The sequence below is a fragment of the Trichocoleus sp. DQ-A2 genome, from assembly GCF_039961915.1.
Taxonomy (GTDB): domain Bacteria; phylum Cyanobacteriota; class Cyanobacteriia; order Cyanobacteriales; family FACHB-T130; genus FACHB-T130.
This window is the reverse complement of sequence record NZ_JAMPKD010000002.1, coordinates 61,222-79,064: the sequence shown is the minus strand read 5'-3', so window position 1 is coordinate 79,064 and position 17,843 is coordinate 61,222. Positions and strand designations below refer to the sequence as shown.

10 protein-coding genes and 1 pseudogene are annotated in these 17,843 nt (G+C 48.2%); 7 read left to right on the top strand and 4 right to left on the bottom strand.

The features are described 5' to 3' along the window. The first annotated feature begins 127 nt into the window (after nt 1-127). From NC997_RS01820 to NC997_RS01800, 5 genes and pseudogenes are all read left to right on the top strand, one after another. A complete protein-coding gene (locus NC997_RS01820) occupies nt 128-1,534 on the top strand; it encodes an ABC transporter substrate-binding protein (protein WP_190529346.1) in 1,407 nt (468 codons plus the stop codon). Nucleotides 1,535-1,648: 114 nt separating this feature from the next. Then, on the top strand, nt 1,649-2,488 hold the full coding sequence (locus tag NC997_RS01815) for a nitrate ABC transporter ATP-binding protein (protein WP_190529343.1): 840 nt from the start codon (nt 1,649-1,651) through the stop codon (nt 2,486-2,488). Nucleotides 2,489-2,623: 135 nt separating this feature from the next. Next, the gene (locus NC997_RS01810; protein WP_190529341.1) at nt 2,624-3,376 is read left to right on the top strand and encodes a universal stress protein; all 753 of its coding nucleotides are present in this window, start codon (nt 2,624-2,626) and stop codon (nt 3,374-3,376) included. Nucleotides 3,377-4,021: 645 nt separating this feature from the next. Then, a pseudogene (locus tag NC997_RS01805) lies at nt 4,022-4,393 on the top strand (CHAT domain-containing protein); the annotation flags it as partial. A gap of 1,046 nt (nt 4,394-5,439) precedes the next feature. Further along, complete coding sequence (locus NC997_RS01800) at nt 5,440-9,654, top strand: CHAT domain-containing protein (protein ID WP_190529339.1); 4,215 nt, start codon at nt 5,440-5,442, stop codon at nt 9,652-9,654. 60 nt (nt 9,655-9,714) lie between these two features. Here the strand turns inward: NC997_RS01800 and NC997_RS01795 are convergent, their stop codons facing one another. Next, nucleotides 9,715-10,608 carry an alpha/beta fold hydrolase gene (locus NC997_RS01795; protein ID WP_190529337.1) on the bottom strand — a complete coding sequence of 298 codons (894 nt, stop codon included), beginning with the start codon at nt 10,606-10,608 and terminating at the stop codon, nt 9,715-9,717. A 383-nt stretch (nt 10,609-10,991) separates the two neighbouring features. Between NC997_RS01795 and clpS the strand changes: the two genes are divergently transcribed. Beyond that, nucleotides 10,992-11,273: an ATP-dependent Clp protease adapter ClpS gene (gene clpS / locus NC997_RS01790; RefSeq protein WP_190415151.1), complete on the top strand. Its 282-nt coding sequence runs from the start codon at nt 10,992-10,994 to the stop codon at nt 11,271-11,273. A gap of 42 nt (nt 11,274-11,315) precedes the next feature. Next, a complete protein-coding gene (locus NC997_RS01785) occupies nt 11,316-12,149 on the top strand; it encodes a CPBP family intramembrane glutamic endopeptidase (RefSeq protein ID WP_347276158.1) in 834 nt (277 codons plus the stop codon). Between the two features lie 217 nt (nt 12,150-12,366). Here NC997_RS01785 and NC997_RS01780 read toward each other — a convergent pair whose 3' ends face one another. The 3 genes from NC997_RS01780 to carB all read right to left on the bottom strand — a co-directional run bounded on the left by NC997_RS01780 (nt 12,367) and on the right by carB (nt 17,732). Then, nucleotides 12,367-13,086 carry a pentapeptide repeat-containing protein gene (locus NC997_RS01780; RefSeq protein WP_190429621.1) on the bottom strand — a complete coding sequence of 240 codons (720 nt, stop codon included), beginning with the start codon at nt 13,084-13,086 and terminating at the stop codon, nt 12,367-12,369. Continuing rightward, entirely contained in the window at nt 13,055-13,318 is a 264-nt protein-coding gene (locus tag NC997_RS01775; RefSeq protein WP_190415153.1) for a hypothetical protein, read from the bottom strand. The genes NC997_RS01780 and NC997_RS01775 overlap by 32 nt, the downstream gene beginning before the upstream one ends. A gap of 1,135 nt (nt 13,319-14,453) precedes the next feature. Further along, nucleotides 14,454-17,732 carry a carbamoyl-phosphate synthase large subunit gene (gene carB, locus NC997_RS01770; RefSeq protein ID WP_190529335.1) on the bottom strand — a complete coding sequence of 1,093 codons (3,279 nt, stop codon included), beginning with the start codon at nt 17,730-17,732 and terminating at the stop codon, nt 14,454-14,456. Between the last annotated feature and the right edge of the window lie 111 nt (nt 17,733-17,843).

Here is a 17,843-nt window from a genome sequence, read left to right as displayed (position 1 = left end):
GACCGCTCAAACGAGTGGGTTGCCAGACGTAGTACCTACGGCGTCAATTTTTTCAGAGAACTCATGAGCAGTAATCGCTCAAACCTAGTGGCTTGAGCTGAGTGGAAATGGATCGCAAGGACGAATTATGAGTGACACCACAAACTGGACGCGACGAAAATTTCTGGAGGGTATGGGTGCCACAGCAGCAGGAATGGCACTATCATCTTGTGCGATTAGCGGCGATCGCTCAGCGAAAGGACTCACTGAAGAATCCGCATCCATCAAACAAGTCGTAGAGCCAGGATCGTTAGAAAAACCCGATCTGATTGTTGGCTATGTGCCGGTGAATGATTGTGCGCCGTTTGCGATCGCTTGGAAAAAAGGATTTTTCCGCAAGTACGGTCTCAACGTCCAACTTAACCGGGAAGCTAGCTGGGCAACCTCTCGTGACGGCGTAATTTTTGGTCGTACTGATGCCGCCCCCGTAGTCTCCGGTGCCGTCACCAACGCCAGAATCGGTGCTGAAGGCGCACGCCATGCCCCTCTCTGCGCCGCCATGACCATTCACCGACATGGCAACGCCATGACGATGAACCGGAAAATGTGGGAAGCAGGTTTGCGTCCCTGGCGGGAGTATAACGGTGATTTAGAAGCATTTGGGAAGGATTTCCGCAGCTACTTTGACAAACAGCCGCGAGAACAACGAGTTTGGGCAGTTGTCCTCAGTTCTGCCATTTACGAATACTTCGTCCGCTACCTATCCGCCGCCGCCGGAGTCGATCCCCTGAAAGAGTTTCGCGTCATCATCGTTCCCCCACCGCAAATGGTGACGAACGTGCGGATAGGAGCGATGCAAGCCTACATGGTGGCAGAACCTTGGAATACCCGCGCAATTACCGGAAATGAAGGTGTTGGTTTTACCTTCGCTCAAGGCAAAGAAATTTGGTTGGGACACCCAGATCGACTGCTGGGTGTGATGGAATCTTTCATCCAAAAAAATCCCAAAACTTATCGTTCCCTCGTCAAAGCGATGATTGAAGCTTGCCAGTATTGCAGCAAGCCTGAAAACCGCGAAGAAGTAGCAACACTTATTTCCGAGCGTTCCTTTACAGGTGCTAAACCCAAATTTACTCGTCCCGCAATTATTGGCGACTACAATTATGGCGGTTTTGATGGTAAAGCTCGGATTGCGAAAGCCGAGGACACTACAATTTTCTTCGATATCCCTGACAACATTCCCAAACGTCCAGGAGAACATTCGACATTTCTCTGGCAATCTGAAAGTCTCTGGTTAATGACTCAAGCGGCTCGTTGGGGACAAATCAAAGAATTTCCTAAGAATGCAGAAGCACTGGCAAAACAAGCTTGGAGAACCGATCTTTATCGAGAAATTGCCGCAGAAATGGGCATTGAGTGTCCCCAGGAAGATTACAAAGTTGAACCACCGCAAGTATTCATTGATAAGAAAGGTTTTGATCCCAGCGATCCAGTTGGATATATTAATGGGTTTGAGATTCGGGCAAACCGTCCCGCTCGTTTCTTCTTATCTTAATTAGTTGCACTTGTTACTGTTCAAACAGCTCGGCTGAGTTTTACTTTTTGGCAAAAGCCAGCCTCGTTCATACCTTTAAAATTCTCAAGAGTTCGTCCCCCGAAGGAGCATGATATGACTAAATCCACCTCATTCTCAACGGATGCCAATAATCAAAGTGTCAACCGCACTGGATTTCTGGAAATAGAAAATCTTTGCAAGTCCTATCCCACAGCAGATGGAGGTGAATTTGTTGTTCTGGATGGCATTAATCTTAGTGTGAGTGAAGATGAATTTATTTGCGTGATTGGTCACTCTGGCTGCGGCAAATCAACGCTTCTCAAAATGGTTGCTGGGTTAGAAAAACCGACTTCCGGCTCCGTGCAATTAGAAGGTAAAGAAATTCGTAAACCTGGTGCCGAGCGCATGATGGTGTTCCAGCACTATTCACTGCTGCCGTGGTTGACGGTGAAAGAAAATATCCGTCTGGCGGTCGATGAAGTGCTAAAAAATGCCTCCCGTGCTGAAAAAATTAGCATTGTGAACGAACACTTGGCAATGGTGAATTTAACAGCAGCCGCTGACAAATATCCTGATGAAATTTCTGGCGGGATGAAGCAACGGGTGGGGATTGCTCGTGCCTTGGCAATTCGCCCCAAAATGTTGTTAATGGATGAACCTTTTGGGGCACTCGACGCCCTAACGAGAGGCAAATTACAGCAGCAGGTATTGCATATTTGGGAACACCAACGGCAGGCGGTGATGATGATTACCCATGATGTAGATGAAGCGCTGTATATGTCTGACCGAATTATACTGATGACCAACGGCCCCCACGCGAAGATTGGGGAAATTTTGGACGTGCCTTTTAAGCATCCACGCGATCGCCAAGCCCTCCGCAACTCCCGCGAGTATTTTGAATTGCGTAACCACGCTTTGAACTTCCTCGATGAATATTTCAATCAAGACGAGTAGACGAGCCATTGGTCAACTGTTTATCAAAGAAAAAACAACTGAACTGGAAACACGCTCTATTGCGTTTCTAACCCATTAAAACCCTTACTTAAGTTCTTGCAAAGCTAGGCTAATTACTTCAGGAGGTTTGAATTTGTGAATATTAAGTCAATGTTAGCCCGTCTTGAAAGCGCAATGGGTCGTCAGGATGTAGTTGAACAAATGGTATTACTACCAGAGCCAGTTTCCCCTACTTCCAAAGGCGCTAATTCTGCTAAATCAATCAATTTAGTCGTGGGCTATAATCGTTCTCCTAGCAGTCAAACCGCTCTGGATTTTGCCCTATGGATTGCCCATCAAACCCGGTTAGTTACAAAGGCGCAAGTCACGGTTCAAGTCGTTTACGTTGTCGATGAAGATCAAAGCAGCCATTGTCCACATATCTCTAACGGGGGCGATGCTAGACGCCCTTTAAGCCAACAGCTTCCCCTAGAGTCTCTAGAAGCATCGGCAAAAAAGTGTGCCACACCTGTTTTAACTCAACCTACCCCTGTGGAATTAGAAGCACGCACACGAATGATGGAGATAGATCCTTCCTATTTGAGGGAAATTTTCTATCAAACGAATCCTTCTGAGCAAGCAGATCGTATCCTATCGCAAGCCCGTTGTCTGGCTGAAGAATGGCGAAGTTCTTTCAAAGCTCATCTACGGTTTGGTTGCATTTCTACAGAACTCAGAAAAGTTGTTGAATCAGAAGCTGCGACTTTATTGTTGCTGGGCTGTACCTCTGCCAACCATCCAATTGTTCAGAAACTAGGTGCTAATTTTCCTTGCGCGGTGTTGGGTATTCCCAGCATCTTGAATTCACCGGATACTTCAAGTTGTTCCTCAGATTTCCAATCAGTTTAATCGTTGAGTAGAAATTTTCACATAGGAAATTAGAGGAAAACCATCGGGATTTAAATAATTTTGATTTGTTTCTACCTTTTCCCGATACCTGAAAAAGCACAATTAGAGATCGCCTAAAAGGTTTCTATTGCACTTCTATCTGATTTGTGAAGAGAGTCTCTTCTAAAAAACTCCGTTAGCGATCGCATAGCACTGCGGATGCACTATCTTCGCTTTAGCTGCAAAGGAAGCGAAGAACACAAGCGGATAATTTTACAACCTACAACAAAAATAAAAAGGCAAATGCATCCAGAAAATTTCTCCTTTCTTTAGCATTTTGCCTTTTTATTGTCTGAAACCGACCATCGCTCAAGCCGACTATCGGATGTTGAAGAAGAAATTTTAAAAATTAGTACTGAATCAGATGGAGTACATCACAAACCACACTATCGCTCTTTTGTCACTCTAGGCAGAGGAAAAATGGAAATCGGTTGGCTCAAGAGCTGTGGAAACAGCACCCCTGAACCAATTCATAAAAGCAATTAAACCCTAAAAACCCGCATCTAGCTCAAGGATAGGAAATACTTTTAGCCAAATCTTCATAAGATTAAAAGCCACAAAAGGTCGGAAAATTAAACGTAGATAGCGCTAGCTCCTCCCGAAGGGAGGCTCGCCCTTGCATCAGACGGGAAAGATAGTGGTTTGCTGACGGCGGGTGAAATACTGGATTTGTACGCACGATCGGAGCGAACTGCCTTCGACACACCGCACAGTTCGTCTTTAAAAGCCGAATTGGTGGTTTTGAGTGCTTTTGACACGGGAAGAGGTCGGATTACAGGCGATGGCGTCATCAGGCTGTCTCGGGTTTTTATTTCCGCTAGAGTTCCTAGTGTTCAAGTGTCATTATGGGCGATCCCTGCTGCCCCCACTTCTTTCCTAATGACGAAGTTTTATAATAATCTCCAGGGAAATCCAGACCGAGCATCTGCACTGCGAAGTGCCATGTGAAAAACTCTGAAAACATACCCGAACCCATGAGACTGGGCGGCATTTACCCTGATTGGCGAAGCGCAGTGAAGGGAAATATTTGAGTAAGATTGAAGTCAATACTTTTCGGTTAATCTCTCCCCAACCCATAATTATCTGTGTGAAGGGTAGAGCGACTAAGTGTTAGCTATCGAAGCCTTCTCAATGTTGTGGGTTGCGTTCCTCAAAGGCCACGCCCCCAACGCGGAGAACTCATCTACACGGAGTGGCTTACCAGCGTACGAATGACAGGGTTTCATTCATTTCTCCGACTTAACTCCCAGCAATCCTCGACCTAGAAGCTCGTGCATCGGATTGTGAATTCTAGAAGAATTGGGGCGAGTATTGCACAAAGTGAATCTGAAGAGCGCGATCGCGTTTTTATTTAGATAAGGTCATATTCTTGCGGAAATCCTCGAACTCAGCATGTAGGGGCTAGCAAAAGCGGTAGTGACTCTTTGTCATTCATCTCGGAAAATTCCCAAATGAATGACAGACTTTTCGGATCGGTACAGCAAAGCCCTGGGCTATCATCGACCCATGCGGTAACGTTTAAAGGAAAGGGGTACGTTTAAGGGCAGAAAGGGGTATACTCCGGAAGGGTATATGTTGCCGACTGAACTGCCCGAAGTGGAGAATCGAAATTTGCCTACTCATCCGTTTTGGTGATGATTGGCACTTCACGATTGGCATAAACTCAAACAGTGTTACAGCCAATTAGTTTTATAGAAAAAATAATTTTACCATCCCCTAAAAGGAATGCGTTCGCCTATGGATTTTATATAGCTGTAGAGAGAAAAGTGCATTAACACATTTTGTTAAAATAAATGCATTAAAAATGCCTAAAATCTGCTTTTTGAGGATAGCTTGGAGATAAGGCTAGGCAGAGCAATCTAAATTTGTTTTTTTTGCCGCCTCGCCACTTTTCTAATTGAGAGTAGAAAAAAAATCGGTGCATTCTTACCAAGTATCTGGTTACCTGCTACCTGCAACACAAGCTGGGGTGACAGTTCCAGAAGTGGCAACGAGCGACGTGTTTCTTCCCAGGAATTAGGCAAATGAAAGTCGCTGTATGTGAAATCAGTCTATTGCTGAAGGCAAGCTATATTAAAGTGAAAAAAGAAAAAGGAAAAAGGATAAAATATTTAGTTTTACCCTTGGCCTTTTGGATGTTGCCTGCGATCGCTCCAGGAGGCGTCGATTGGGCGATCGCGCAGGCACAAATTGTGCCAGATCAGGACCCCACCAACACCACGAACACCATTGTCAATACCAATGGCAACAGTTTCGACATTACTGGGGGAAAAACCTCCAGTAATGGGGCAAACCTTTTTCACAGTTTCTCCGAGTTTGGGCTAAACGCCAACCAAGTTGCGAATTTTCTGTCGAACCAAAATATTAAAAATATATTGGGTCGCGTCACTGGCGGAAACCCCTCTATTATTAACGGTCTGCTCCAAGTTACGAATGGCAATTCCAATCTATTTCTAATTAATCCATCTGGCATTGTATTGGGTGCCAACGCCAGCTTAAATGTAAACGGAAGCTTCACCGCCACCACTGCTACAGGAATTGGTTTTGGCAACAACTGGTTCAATGCATCTGGTAACAATAATTATGCTGCCCTGGGGGGAGAACCCAACGCCTTTGCCTTCACCAACGCTCAACCCGGTGCAATTATCAACGCAGGGCAACTGAGTGTAGGCGCGGCAAAGGATATTGCTTTACTGGGTGGTACCGTAGTAAATACCGGAACCCTGACAGCTCCTGGGGGTAATATCACCTTAACAGCCGTACCTGGTGAGAACATAGTACGCCTGAGTCAACCAGGGAATCTACTAAGCTTAGAAATTCAACCCATAGCAGCAGCCGGTAGCCAGCCGGAAAATTGGACATTGCCAGTTGCTTCCATCCCAGAACTGTTAACGGGAGGCGGTGCCGGGAGTGCCACTGGGCTAACAGTCAACAGCAATGGTCAGGTAGTGTTAACGGGATCTGGGGTTAGCATTCCCACAGATCCAGGCACTGCGATCGCCTCTGGCAGTCTCAACGTTTCAGGTCAGACTGGCGGCACGGCGCAGGTCTTGGGCGACAAAGTCGGGCTGGTTAGTGGCAATGTTAACGCTTCAGGCACCAATGGTGGCGGCACCGTCCTGATTGGAGGGGATTTTCAGGGGAAAGGCACCATTCCCACTGCCTCTCATACTTACATCAGCAGCGACTCTACGATCAATGCTGACAGTTTGCTCAACGGCGATGGCGGTCATGTCATCGTCTGGGCAGACAAAGTAACCGGCTTCTATGGCAAAATCGGTGCTAGTGGCGGCACTAATCAAGGTAATGGTGGCTTTGTCGAAGTATCCGGCAAGGAAAACTTAGCATTTAAAGGAGAGGTGAATGTAGGTGCGCCTAACGGGGTAGACGGCACCATTCTGCTCGATCCAAAGAATATCAAGATAGTCAATACAGGTGGTACGAACGACGATCAACTCAATGCCGATACTCCTACAGGAGACTTAGCGGGGCAAATTTTATCGGCTGATGGAGGGGATGAGGTAGACTTCACTATCTCCAAGAGCTTACTCGAAAATCAGACTGGTAATGTCTTACTACAAGCAACGAATGATATTACCATCGACAACGGTGTGTCGCTGGACTTTTCTTCTGGTGGCTCGATTACCTTTACTGCCGACGCGGATAAAAATGGTGCCGGGTCTTTTTCAATGGATCAATCGCAATCCATCACAACTTCCGGGGGAGCGTTAACCATTACAGGTGCAAATGTAACTGTTGGAGAGATTAACACTTCTGTTAAGGGCAACATGGGCGGTGCTGGTAGTGTAACGTTGACAGCACAAGACGGAAACATTAAAACTGGCAACATCATAACGAAAGCTACAGGCGGCCCCAACGATGGTGGGAATGTAACGTTAACTGCGAAGGGTAGCATTACGTATAACAAGATAACGGCGGGCGCTTCTGGTAATGGAAAGTTCGGTCAAGGCACTGATGGGACGATTACTTTAACAACGGGTACAGCAGCCCCCATAAAATACACGGGATCTACGGGATCTGCCCAACCGACCAAGGTAGGTACAGATATTACCCCAAATCCCAATCCTACTCCCACTCCCAGCCCTACTCCTCTCCCCACTCCTACCCCTAGTCCTGGGGGTACTGGCGGCATTGATCCGGGGGGCAACACAGGTGGCAGTACCGGCGGCATAGATCCGGGTGGCAATACAGGTGGCAGCGGCACCGGCGGCATAGATCCGGGTAGCAATACAGGTGGCAGTACCGGCGGCATAGATCCGGGTGGCAATACAGGTGGCAGTGGCACCGGCTCCTCCGGGGGTACGGGTGGCAATACAGGTGGCAGCGGCACCGGCGGCATAGATCCGGGTGGCAATACAGGTGGCAGTACCGGCGGCATAGATCCGGGTGGCAATACAGGTGGCAGTACCGGCGGCATAGATCCGGGTGGCAATACAGGTGGCAGTGGCACCGGCGGCATAGATCCGGGCGGCAATACAGGTGGCAGCGGTACCGGCTCCTCCGGGGGTACGGGTGGCAATACAGGTGGCAGCGGCACAGGCTCCTCCGGCGGCACGGGTGGAAGCACAGGCAAAAACACAGGCTCCTCCGGTGGCACGGGCAAAAACACAGGCTCCTCCGGCGGCACGGGTGGAAGCACAAGCAAAAACACAGGTTCCTCCGGTGGCACGGGGGGCGGTAGTACCGGCACTGGTGGCACGGGCAAAAACACAGGCTCCGGCAGCCCTAGCAACGATCAAGCAAGCAAGGGAGATGACGGAACAAGTCAGGGAGATAACTTATCCGGCTCAGGAAACGATCCGGTTTCCACCTCTTCCGGCAAGGAAAATTCATCATCACGAAAGGTGGATGCGGAATCATCTTCACAAACTGATGCAAGTGAATCTGTTGCAGTTCTGGAAGAATCCTTCACCCGTGAATTTGAGGAATATTTGGGTCAACCCGTTGATTCTCGGACGACAACACTGGTGCAGGCTCGTAATATTTTGCAAAAAATTGAGAAAGCGACTGGGGTGAAACCGGCACTCATCTATGTAACTTTTGTACCCCAGACGATTGCACTCGATCCGAGCCTACTAGATACGACGGCTTTCAATGGAACTAAGTCACTACAGCCGTTAAATCAACCAGAAAATGTGCAGCAATCTAGTTCCCTAAGTAAGGTCAATCGGGCAGGGCGTAACAATAGCGACCAGTTGGAAATATTGGTAGTGACTTCTGATGGTGTACCAATTCGCAAACGGGTTCCGGGGACAACGCGATCGCAAGTAATCAAGGTTGCCGATCAATTCCGTGCCGAAGTGATTAACCCGCGAAGACAGAAGGCTTACCTGGCTCCAGCCCAAAAACTTTATAAGTGGATGATTGCACCCATTGAAGCCGATTTACAAGCGCGGGGTATCCAGAATATGGTCTTCCTCGCAGACAGTGGGTTACGCTCCATCCCGATTGCCGCTCTCCACGATGGTCAAAAGTTTCTGGTGGAGAAATACAGTACGGGGTTGATGCCCAGTCTTAGTTTGACGGATACTCTCTTCAAAGACATTAAAAATTCCCAAGTTCTGGCAATGGGAGCGGAGAAGTTTCCCGAACAAAGCGCGTTACCATCAGTGCCCCTGGAGTTGTCAATGATTACGCCCCAGCTGTGGAAAGGCAAAGCCTTCCTTAACGACGCCTTCACCCTCAAGAATCTGAAGTCCCAGCGCTACTCGCAGCCCTTTGGGATTGTCCATCTAGCAACTCATGCCGAATTTGAATTAGGCCCTCCTAGCCAATCCTACATTCAGCTATGGGACACGAAACTGCGATTGAATCAGCTAAAGCAAATGGGCTGGAACGATCCACCTGTAGAGTTATTAGTGCTGAGCGCCTGTCGCACAGCGTTAGGCAATGAACAGGCAGAGATGGGCTTTGCTGGATTGGCTGTGCAAGCAGGGGTGAAATCGGCAATGGGAAGTCTGTGGTACGTCAGCGATGAAGGGACGCTGGGACTGATGACCAGTTTCTATTCACAATTGAAAAAAGCCCCCATCAAAGCGGAGGCACTACGGCAGGCACAGATATCGATGATTAATGGAGAAGTAAGTATTGAGGGAAACAAAATGCATACTTCCAGAGAGGATATCTCGCTACCTCCGGAGTTGGCAGGGTTAGGAGAGAAGAAACTCTCTCATCCCTATTATTGGGCAGCATTTACGATGATCGGCAATCCTTGGTAAACAATTAAAAACGCCAAATTAAACATTCTCTGATTTTTAATTTGGCGTTTTTTTGAATTTTTAATTGCTTAATACCCACGAGCGCATCAGAGCATTTACTTGTTCTGGTACCTCATCATGGGGACAGTGACCTGCTTGTAAAAAATGCTCTGTCAGTTGAGGATAGTATTGGCGAAATTGCTCCGCTCTATCTCTTGCATTCATCCAGGGATCTGCTTCTCCCCACAACAGCAACAGCGGGCAGCGCATCTGCTTTAATAAAACGTCAACTTTTTCGCCTTGAGGCGTTCTGAAGACAGAAGCAAACACTTGAGCAGCACCGGGATCGCAAGAGGGGCGATAGATTTCTTCCACCAACCGATCGGTGATCGCACTCTGGTCGAGATAAACTTTCTGGAGTGTATTCCGAATGACTGAACGTTGTCGCGCATACTGGAACAACAGAAAACTAGCCCAGGGTTGGCGAAAAAGTGACTGAACGACTTCACCCATCACTTTTTGGATGGGGTTCGGTTGAGTCGGCACCTTAAGATTGGTAAACGGGCCAGCACTATTGAGCAATACTAATCCAACAGCGGCTGATGGACGTTGGGCTGCCACGCAAAGCCCGCAATAGCCGCCTAGAGAGTTTCCTGCTAACACAACTGGCTGACGAATCACGTTAGTGATGAAATCATACAGTTGGTCTCGCCACAAGTTGCCACCATACTCCCACTCCGGCTTGGCTGAACGACCAAAGCCCAGCAGATCGATCGCCCAAACTTCAAAATCCTGACTCAGTTCAGTAATATTCTTGCGCCAGTGGTCTGTAGAGGCACCAAAGCCATGAATCAATAATAGGGGCGGGCGTTCGGGTTGCGGTTGTCCTGCCCGTACATAATAGATGGATTGCCCCCGCCATTGCCAATAAGTGCCGGGAATGGGGACGGTAGAGGCTGCTGGGGTTGCCTGCATGTCACAAAAATGTTAAGTAATGTTAACTTCTTTATTTTAGCTTCTCAGGAAGGCTGGATGACCTTAGACATTCAGTAGTTCTGTCTAAGGGCTTGGTTGCTGCATCCACGTTAGTTATGTTGAGGAAAGGTTTTGCTCAGGCGCTAAGGAAATGCTGGAGCGATTGCCTCCTCAGAACGCATAAGTATTGAGTAATATAAAAAAAGCAGCTAGAATCTTAACATTTGCCTTGAGCGACCCAACTTCAGATGGGGTAACGTAGGCGCGTAGCGGCTTTCCGTATGGTAGTACGCAAGCTGTGTTCGCATCACATCTGGAGTAGAGAAGGGGAGAGTTCAAGTAGCGTTTATCAATCGTAGATCAGTAACGAAGAGGGAAGAGCAGTGTCTGTCGAAACCGTACAAAAGCCTTCAACAGTCCGTAAACTCGCACCTCGTTATCGTGTGTTGCTCCATAATGATGACTTCAACCCAATGGAGTACGTGGTGCAGGTTTTGATAACGACGGTGCCTGGTATCACGCAACCTCAGGCTGTCAGTATCATGATGGAAGCTCATACCAATGGGCTTGCTCTCGTGATTACTTGCGCCTTGGAGCATGCGGAGTTCTATAGTGAAACATTGAACAACCACGGATTGACCAGCACCATAGAACCAGACGAATAGGATACGCCCAGGCAACAAGTAAGAGGCAAGAGGTTGTTAAAAATAAACTTTGTCCGTTTAGCCCAGTACCCGGCACCGGCGCGGCTGGGCTGTTTTGTGCTGAGTTTACTCTTGCTCTGGTTGCCGGTGGCTGCACCCATCTACTTACTCTTGAGTAAAGATCCCAACTTAGTCACCATCCTGACGATGGGACTGTTGTTTGCAGCGTTTCTCCTGCTTGTTCGGTGGTGGGGTCAGAAAGTCTATCAGCAACCCCAGCTACTGAGACGCTATGGTTTACAAGGAACGCGGCAAAATGCCAAAGAGCTTTTCTCTGGACTGGGTGTTGGCGTCTTGATTACTTTCAGTCTGTTTGGGCTGGAGGGGCTATTGGGTTGGCTGGTGTGGCAGCCTCCGACAATTCCATTAGCCAAGCTGATTTTAGAAGGGTTAGCGAGCGCGCTGGGTATCGGTTTTGCAGAGGAATTGGTATTCCGAGGCTGGCTGCTAGATGAGTTGGAACGGGATTATCGTCCCCGCGTATCTCTTTTGGCAGATGCTTTTATCTTTGCGCTGCTACATTTTCTGAAGCCGCTGAGGGAGATTTTTCGGACTTTGCCGGGATTTCCAGGGTTGTTGCTGCTGGGATTAACCCTGGTTTGGGCAAAGCGCGGAAGCAAGGGGCGTCTGGGACTTTCGATCGGTCTGCACGCTGGCTTGGTTTGGGGATACTACATCATTAATGTGGGGAATCTGGTGCAATTTTCTGGTCAAGTTTCCGACTGGATTACTGGTGTGGACAAAAATCCCTTGGCGGGGGTAATCGGGTTGGTGTTTTTGAGCGTTTTGGCGTTTGGGATGCGGAAGCGATCGCATTCACTAGACTCGCCCCAATAATCAACAACCATTGATCCTAGACTCAACCTATAGCATTACCCAATCTGGCTTCTGGAGTGGGAGAGTCCCTCTTTATCGGCAAACGAATTCTCTACTTCCCTGCGTGTCTCCCCCATCTAAACTCTTTGGAGAGAGGTTAACCGAAAAGTATTATAAAACTTAGTTGTGGCGGATTCGGTAAGCGGCTCTTGAGGAGCAACGACGAGCGCAAATATTCTTACCAGATTGCCCCTCGCCGCTTCAAGTCACGCTTCATTGCTTCTGAAAGTCCTGTATTCTCTCCAAATCGAGCTTTTTCCACTTTTACCGTGCCTAAATCCGCATCGCTCAAATTGGCACGACGTAGGTCAGCGCCGCTTAGGTCGGCACCCATCAAGTTTGCACCTATCAACGTGCCACTACTCAGGTCAGCACGACGCAGGATAGCATAACTCAAGTTCGCCTCACTCAAGTTGACACTACACAAGGAAGCATCAATTAAGTTGGCGCGACAAAGGTCGGCTCCAATCATTTGAGCCTCATTGAGTTGGGCACATAGTAAGTTGGCACTGTTGAGGTTAGCACCAATCAAGTTGGCACCCATCAAACAGACTTTAATAGCGTCAGCTCTGTTGAGATTGGCACTGAGCAAATTAGCACCGCTCAAATCAGCCATATTCAAGTTGGCTTTATTCAGCTTGGCACCCGCGAGATCGGCACCAATCAGATTGGCACCCAGCAGCAGCGTACCCAGCAAAATTGAACCGCTTAAGTCGGCACCATGTAGGTCAACGCCACTAAGATTAGCACCCGCAAAATCTTTAACGGGATTTAATCCAGCAATTTCTGCTAATTCAAGGAAGTTATCTGTATCTGCCTCTACAACGTGTAAGATCAAGTCTTTCAGTCGCTGGAGAGATTTCTCATTAGGCACATTCAAACTCTGTCCGGCTTTCATTAGGCTTTTGTTTGGACCTGAATAGGCAGAGGGCAATCATTCTCTCTATTACCGCCCTCTTGTTACGACTAATATGCTTCAACCCCAGTTCCTCGACATCCGGATATTCACTTACAAATTGGTTATTTTGCTCTAGTTGAGCCAAAATTGCTTCTAAGGATTTATCGAGACTGTCTGTTGACTCCTCATCAACCATCTCTAGGTGGGATTTTTTAGAATTTGAGTATTGCATTTTTTACCTCAACATCATTTAGCTTAAGTAAACCCATTTTAAAAATAACATTGCACTGCGATCGCCGGGGAAATATCCACTAAAATTTACGTGAATTTGAGGGTTCATCAAGTTATGGAAAAGTAACCAACTCCCCTTCGCCTAGATGTCTGAAGCTGCATGAGTTTTAGAAAAAAATTTTGATTCTCAATCAGTAAAACAAAAGCAATATTGAGTATTTTTTTATACTTGGGTTACTTGGATTTTGATTTCTGGATTGAACTCGCTCGAAAAAACTTTACGGTTGTTTTTGTCTAAAGTTCGATTGGTTGGCATTTCCCCAACAAAATAGCTGGGATCGTTACGGGCAGACATTTATCAGACTCAGAGAAAGAAGATTTAACCTTGACCTGCTTGAGGTCCTTTGGGCGATCGCTTATCGAGCGATCGTGTTGCGTAGCCGACAGCATATGCTGCAATTGAAATGGCTATGTGGCGATCGCATCGGTTCAGTTGCATCAGGGGAACACCAAGCGAAATTACTATGTAACCTATAATACTTTAGTCTACTGAGATTTCCTTTGATCGAAATGCCTTTTTAGTCAAGTTTCTATCAAATTGCATAAAAGAATAATTGTGAATCCACGCTTCTCGATAGAAGGCGAATCTGATGATTTGCTGACAATTTAACAAAGTAGTAATTTCTTCTGAATGTCAAAAAATCTCAACTCAGTTGCTGCCAACTATTGCCTTTACGAAGGGCAATAAATTTATACCTAGCCCTAATAATTCATAAAGGTTGCCAATAAATTGTCAAAGCTCAGCGTCGGTTTCTGGGATGACAAGCTTGACATTTTAAACGGGAAATGGTGTAAGAACGGGGATGCTTATCTCTTGCAAAACCTGATTTAAGTCCTGACTGAAGTAGGGATACGATCCCACTACGTAGATTTCGGCTTAGTTTTGAAAGAACCCAAACCTGTTCTCGAAGAAAACAGGTTTGGGTAAGCAACCTTGCGATCGCTTCGGTAAAATCCCCTAAGATTCATGGGGGATTCCCGGAAGGGCGTTTGGCATCTATAGCGGTTCTTATTTTTATGCCATACACTCTGACCTTGCCCCTCCCCTTCCCGATTCCGAAAAGGGGACTGGAGGGTTAAACCTGGATTGGACTCAACTTGGCATCACTATAGTTGGGGATGCCAATATAGTCTTGCAGCGCTTTCACCTCCAAAGGAGCTGACTGCAAGGCACGAATCGCTGCCGCAGTAGCTTTAGCACCTGCAATCGTCGTGATCATAGGGATTTTGTAAGTGAGGGCACTGCGACGAATCAAGCGTCCATCTGCCTGCGCTTCTTCCCCAGAAGGTGTGGTGATAATCAGCTGAATCTTGTTGTTTTTGATCGCATCCAGAACGTGAGGACGCCCCTCATGCAGTTTCAGCACCACATCCACCTCTAGCCCATGTTCCCGCAGCACTTTGCGCGTGCCAACGGTGGCGACAATATGAAAGCCCAACTCGATCAAATCTCTGACCACTGGCACCGCCGCCGCCTTGTCCCGGTCGTTCATTGAGACAAACACTGTGCCAGATAAGGGCAACCGCTGTCCCGCTGCTAACGCTGCCTTAGCAAACGCTCTTCCGAAATCCACGTCAATCCCCATCACTTCTCCCGTCGAGCGCATTTCTGGCCCCAGAAGGGTGTCAGCACCGGGGAATTTTTCAAAAGGCAGTACGGCTTCCTTGACGGCAACGTGACGCGGCAGTACCTCCTCTGTCAAGTCGAGGGATTCCAGCGTGGCACCTGCCATAATTCGGGACGCCAGAGCGGCTAGGGGTACTCCAGTCGCTTTGGAGACATAAGGGATGGTGCGCGAGGCTCTGGGGTTGGCTTCTAGAATGTAAACTTGTTCCCCCTGAACGGCAAACTGGATATTCATCAATCCAATCACCTTGAGGGTCTTGGCGAGATCGATAGTCCAGGTACGGATGGTATCCAAGACTGCTTCCGATAGGGAAGTATAGGGCAAGGAACAGGCAGAATCCCCAGAGTGAATGCCCGCTTGTTCGATATGCTCCATGATGCCGCCAATCACCACCTTACCAGTGCGATCGCTGATCGCATCCACATCCACCTCAATCGCATTTTCCAAAAACTTGTCGATCAAGATCGGATGATCGGGTTCCACCAGCACCGCATACATCATGTAGCGCTGCAAATCCTCATCGGAGTAGACAATTTCCATCGCCCGTCCTCCCAATACATAAGAAGGACGTACCACGACGGGGTAGCCAATGCGCTGCGCGACCGCTAAGGCGTCTTCAAAACTCCGAGCAATTCCGTTCGCTGGTTGCTTGATATCAAGTTCCCGCAGGATTTTTTCAAATCGCTCTCGGTCTTCGGCGGTGTCAATCGAATCTGGCGAGGTTCCCCAAATTTTAGCGGTGATTTCGGGGTGGGATTGCAGATATTCCTGCAATGGCAAAGCCAATTTTAGCGGCGTCTGACCCCCAAACTGCACGATAATTCCCTCTGGCTGTTCCGCCTCGATGATGTTGAGAACATCTTCTTTCGTCAGCGGCTCAAAGTAGAGGCGATCGCTCGTATCATAATCGGTGGAAACGGTCTCCGGGTTTGAATTGACCATAATCGTCTCAAACCCTTGCTTGGAGAGAGAATAAGCTGCATGACAGCAACAGTAGTCAAACTCAATCCCCTGCCCAATCCGGTTCGGGCCACCCCCTAAAATCATCACCTTGCGCTTATCTGAGGGCAATACCTCCGATTCTTCTTCGTAAGTCGAGTAGTAATAAGGAGTCAGCGCCTCAAATTCTGCCGCACAGGTATCCACGGTTTTGTAGACGGGCACTACACCCAAATTCTTCCGGTAGTCGCGGACTTCATCTTCGGTCGTTTTGGTGCCGTAGGCAATCTGGCGATCGCTAAAACCTTCCTGCTTGATGTCCCACAACTTTTCTTTTGTCAGGTCTTTCAGCTTGCTTCGCTTCAAGAACTTCTCGGTTTCCAACAGTTGTTGCATCTTATCTAGAAACCACGGATCGATTCCCGTCAGTTCATAGACTTCTTCTACCGTCATCCCCATCAACATGGCATGACGAACGGTGAAAATTCTCTCTGGATGAGGCGTCCGCAGTCCCGAACGAATTTGTTCCAAACTTGGCAATTTCTCGTTCTTGTCGCATCCCCAACCCGCGCGACCCGTTTCCAAGCCTCTTAATGCTTTCTGGAACGACTCGCAGAACGTCCGCCCCATCGCCATCACTTCTCCCACCGACTTCATCTGCGTCGTCAGGATTGCCTGAGAACCCGGAAATTTCTCGAAGGCAAATCGGGGTATTTTCGTCACCACATAGTCAATGGTCGGTTCAAAGGACGCCGGGGTTTTCTTGGTGATATCGTTGGGAATTTCGTCGAGGGTATAGCCTACCGCCAACTTTGCCGCTATCTTCGCAATTGGGAACCCGGTCGCTTTAGAAGCCAGGGCAGAACTGCGAGAAACGCGGGGGTTCATCTCAATGACAATCAGGTCGCCAGTCAGAGGATTAACTGCAAACTGAATATTCGAGCCGCCGGTTTCTACCCCAATCTCGCGGATAATTTTAATCGACGCATCCCGCAACCGCTGGTATTCCTTATCGGTGAGGGTTTGCGCGGGTGCTACGGTAATCGAGTCCCCAGTGTGGATGCCCATCGGGTCAAGGTTCTCAATCGAGCAGATAATCACGACGTTATCTGCCAAATCGCGCATGACTTCTAGTTCGTACTCTTTCCAACCCAGCAGCGACTGTTCGATGAGAATTTGCGACACTGGGCTAGCATCCAAACCGCCCTGAGCCATTTCTTCAAATTCTTCCTGGTTGTAGGAAATGCCGCCGCCGGTGCCGCCTAGGGTATAGGCAGGGCGGATAATCAAGGGATAGCTGCCAATTTGGGACGCGATCGCCTTCGCTTCATCGAGGGTGCTAGCAATCCCCGATGGGCACACGCTTACCCCAATTTTCGCCATCGCTTCCTTAAACAGCAGCCGGTCTTCGGCTTTCTCGATTGCCGGTAGCTTGGCTCCAATTAACTCGACCCCGTACTTTTCCAGTACTCCATTTTTCGCAAGGGTGACGGCTATATTTAGAGCTGTCTGACCTCCCATTGTGGGCAGCAGCGCATCAGGTTGTTCTTTGGCGATTACCTTTTCTACGATTTCTGGTGTCAACGGTTCAATATAGGTGCGATCGGCCGTTTCCGGGTCGGTCATAATGCTGGCTGGATTCGAGTTCACCAGCACGACTTCATATCCTTCCTCCCGGAGCGCCTTACAGGCTTGAGTGCCTGAATAGTCAAACTCGCAGGCTTGTCCAATCACAATTGGACCAGAGCCTAGTAACAGAATTTTGTGGATGTCCTGGCGGCGGGGCATAGTTGTTTGTCCTAGCGTGACTGTTTTAAGTCCAGATTATTTTAAAGGCTTTCTCCCCTGTGCTTGGTAGTGGTTTTTGCCAATTTGCCCAAGATTTGATGAGGGAAAGGT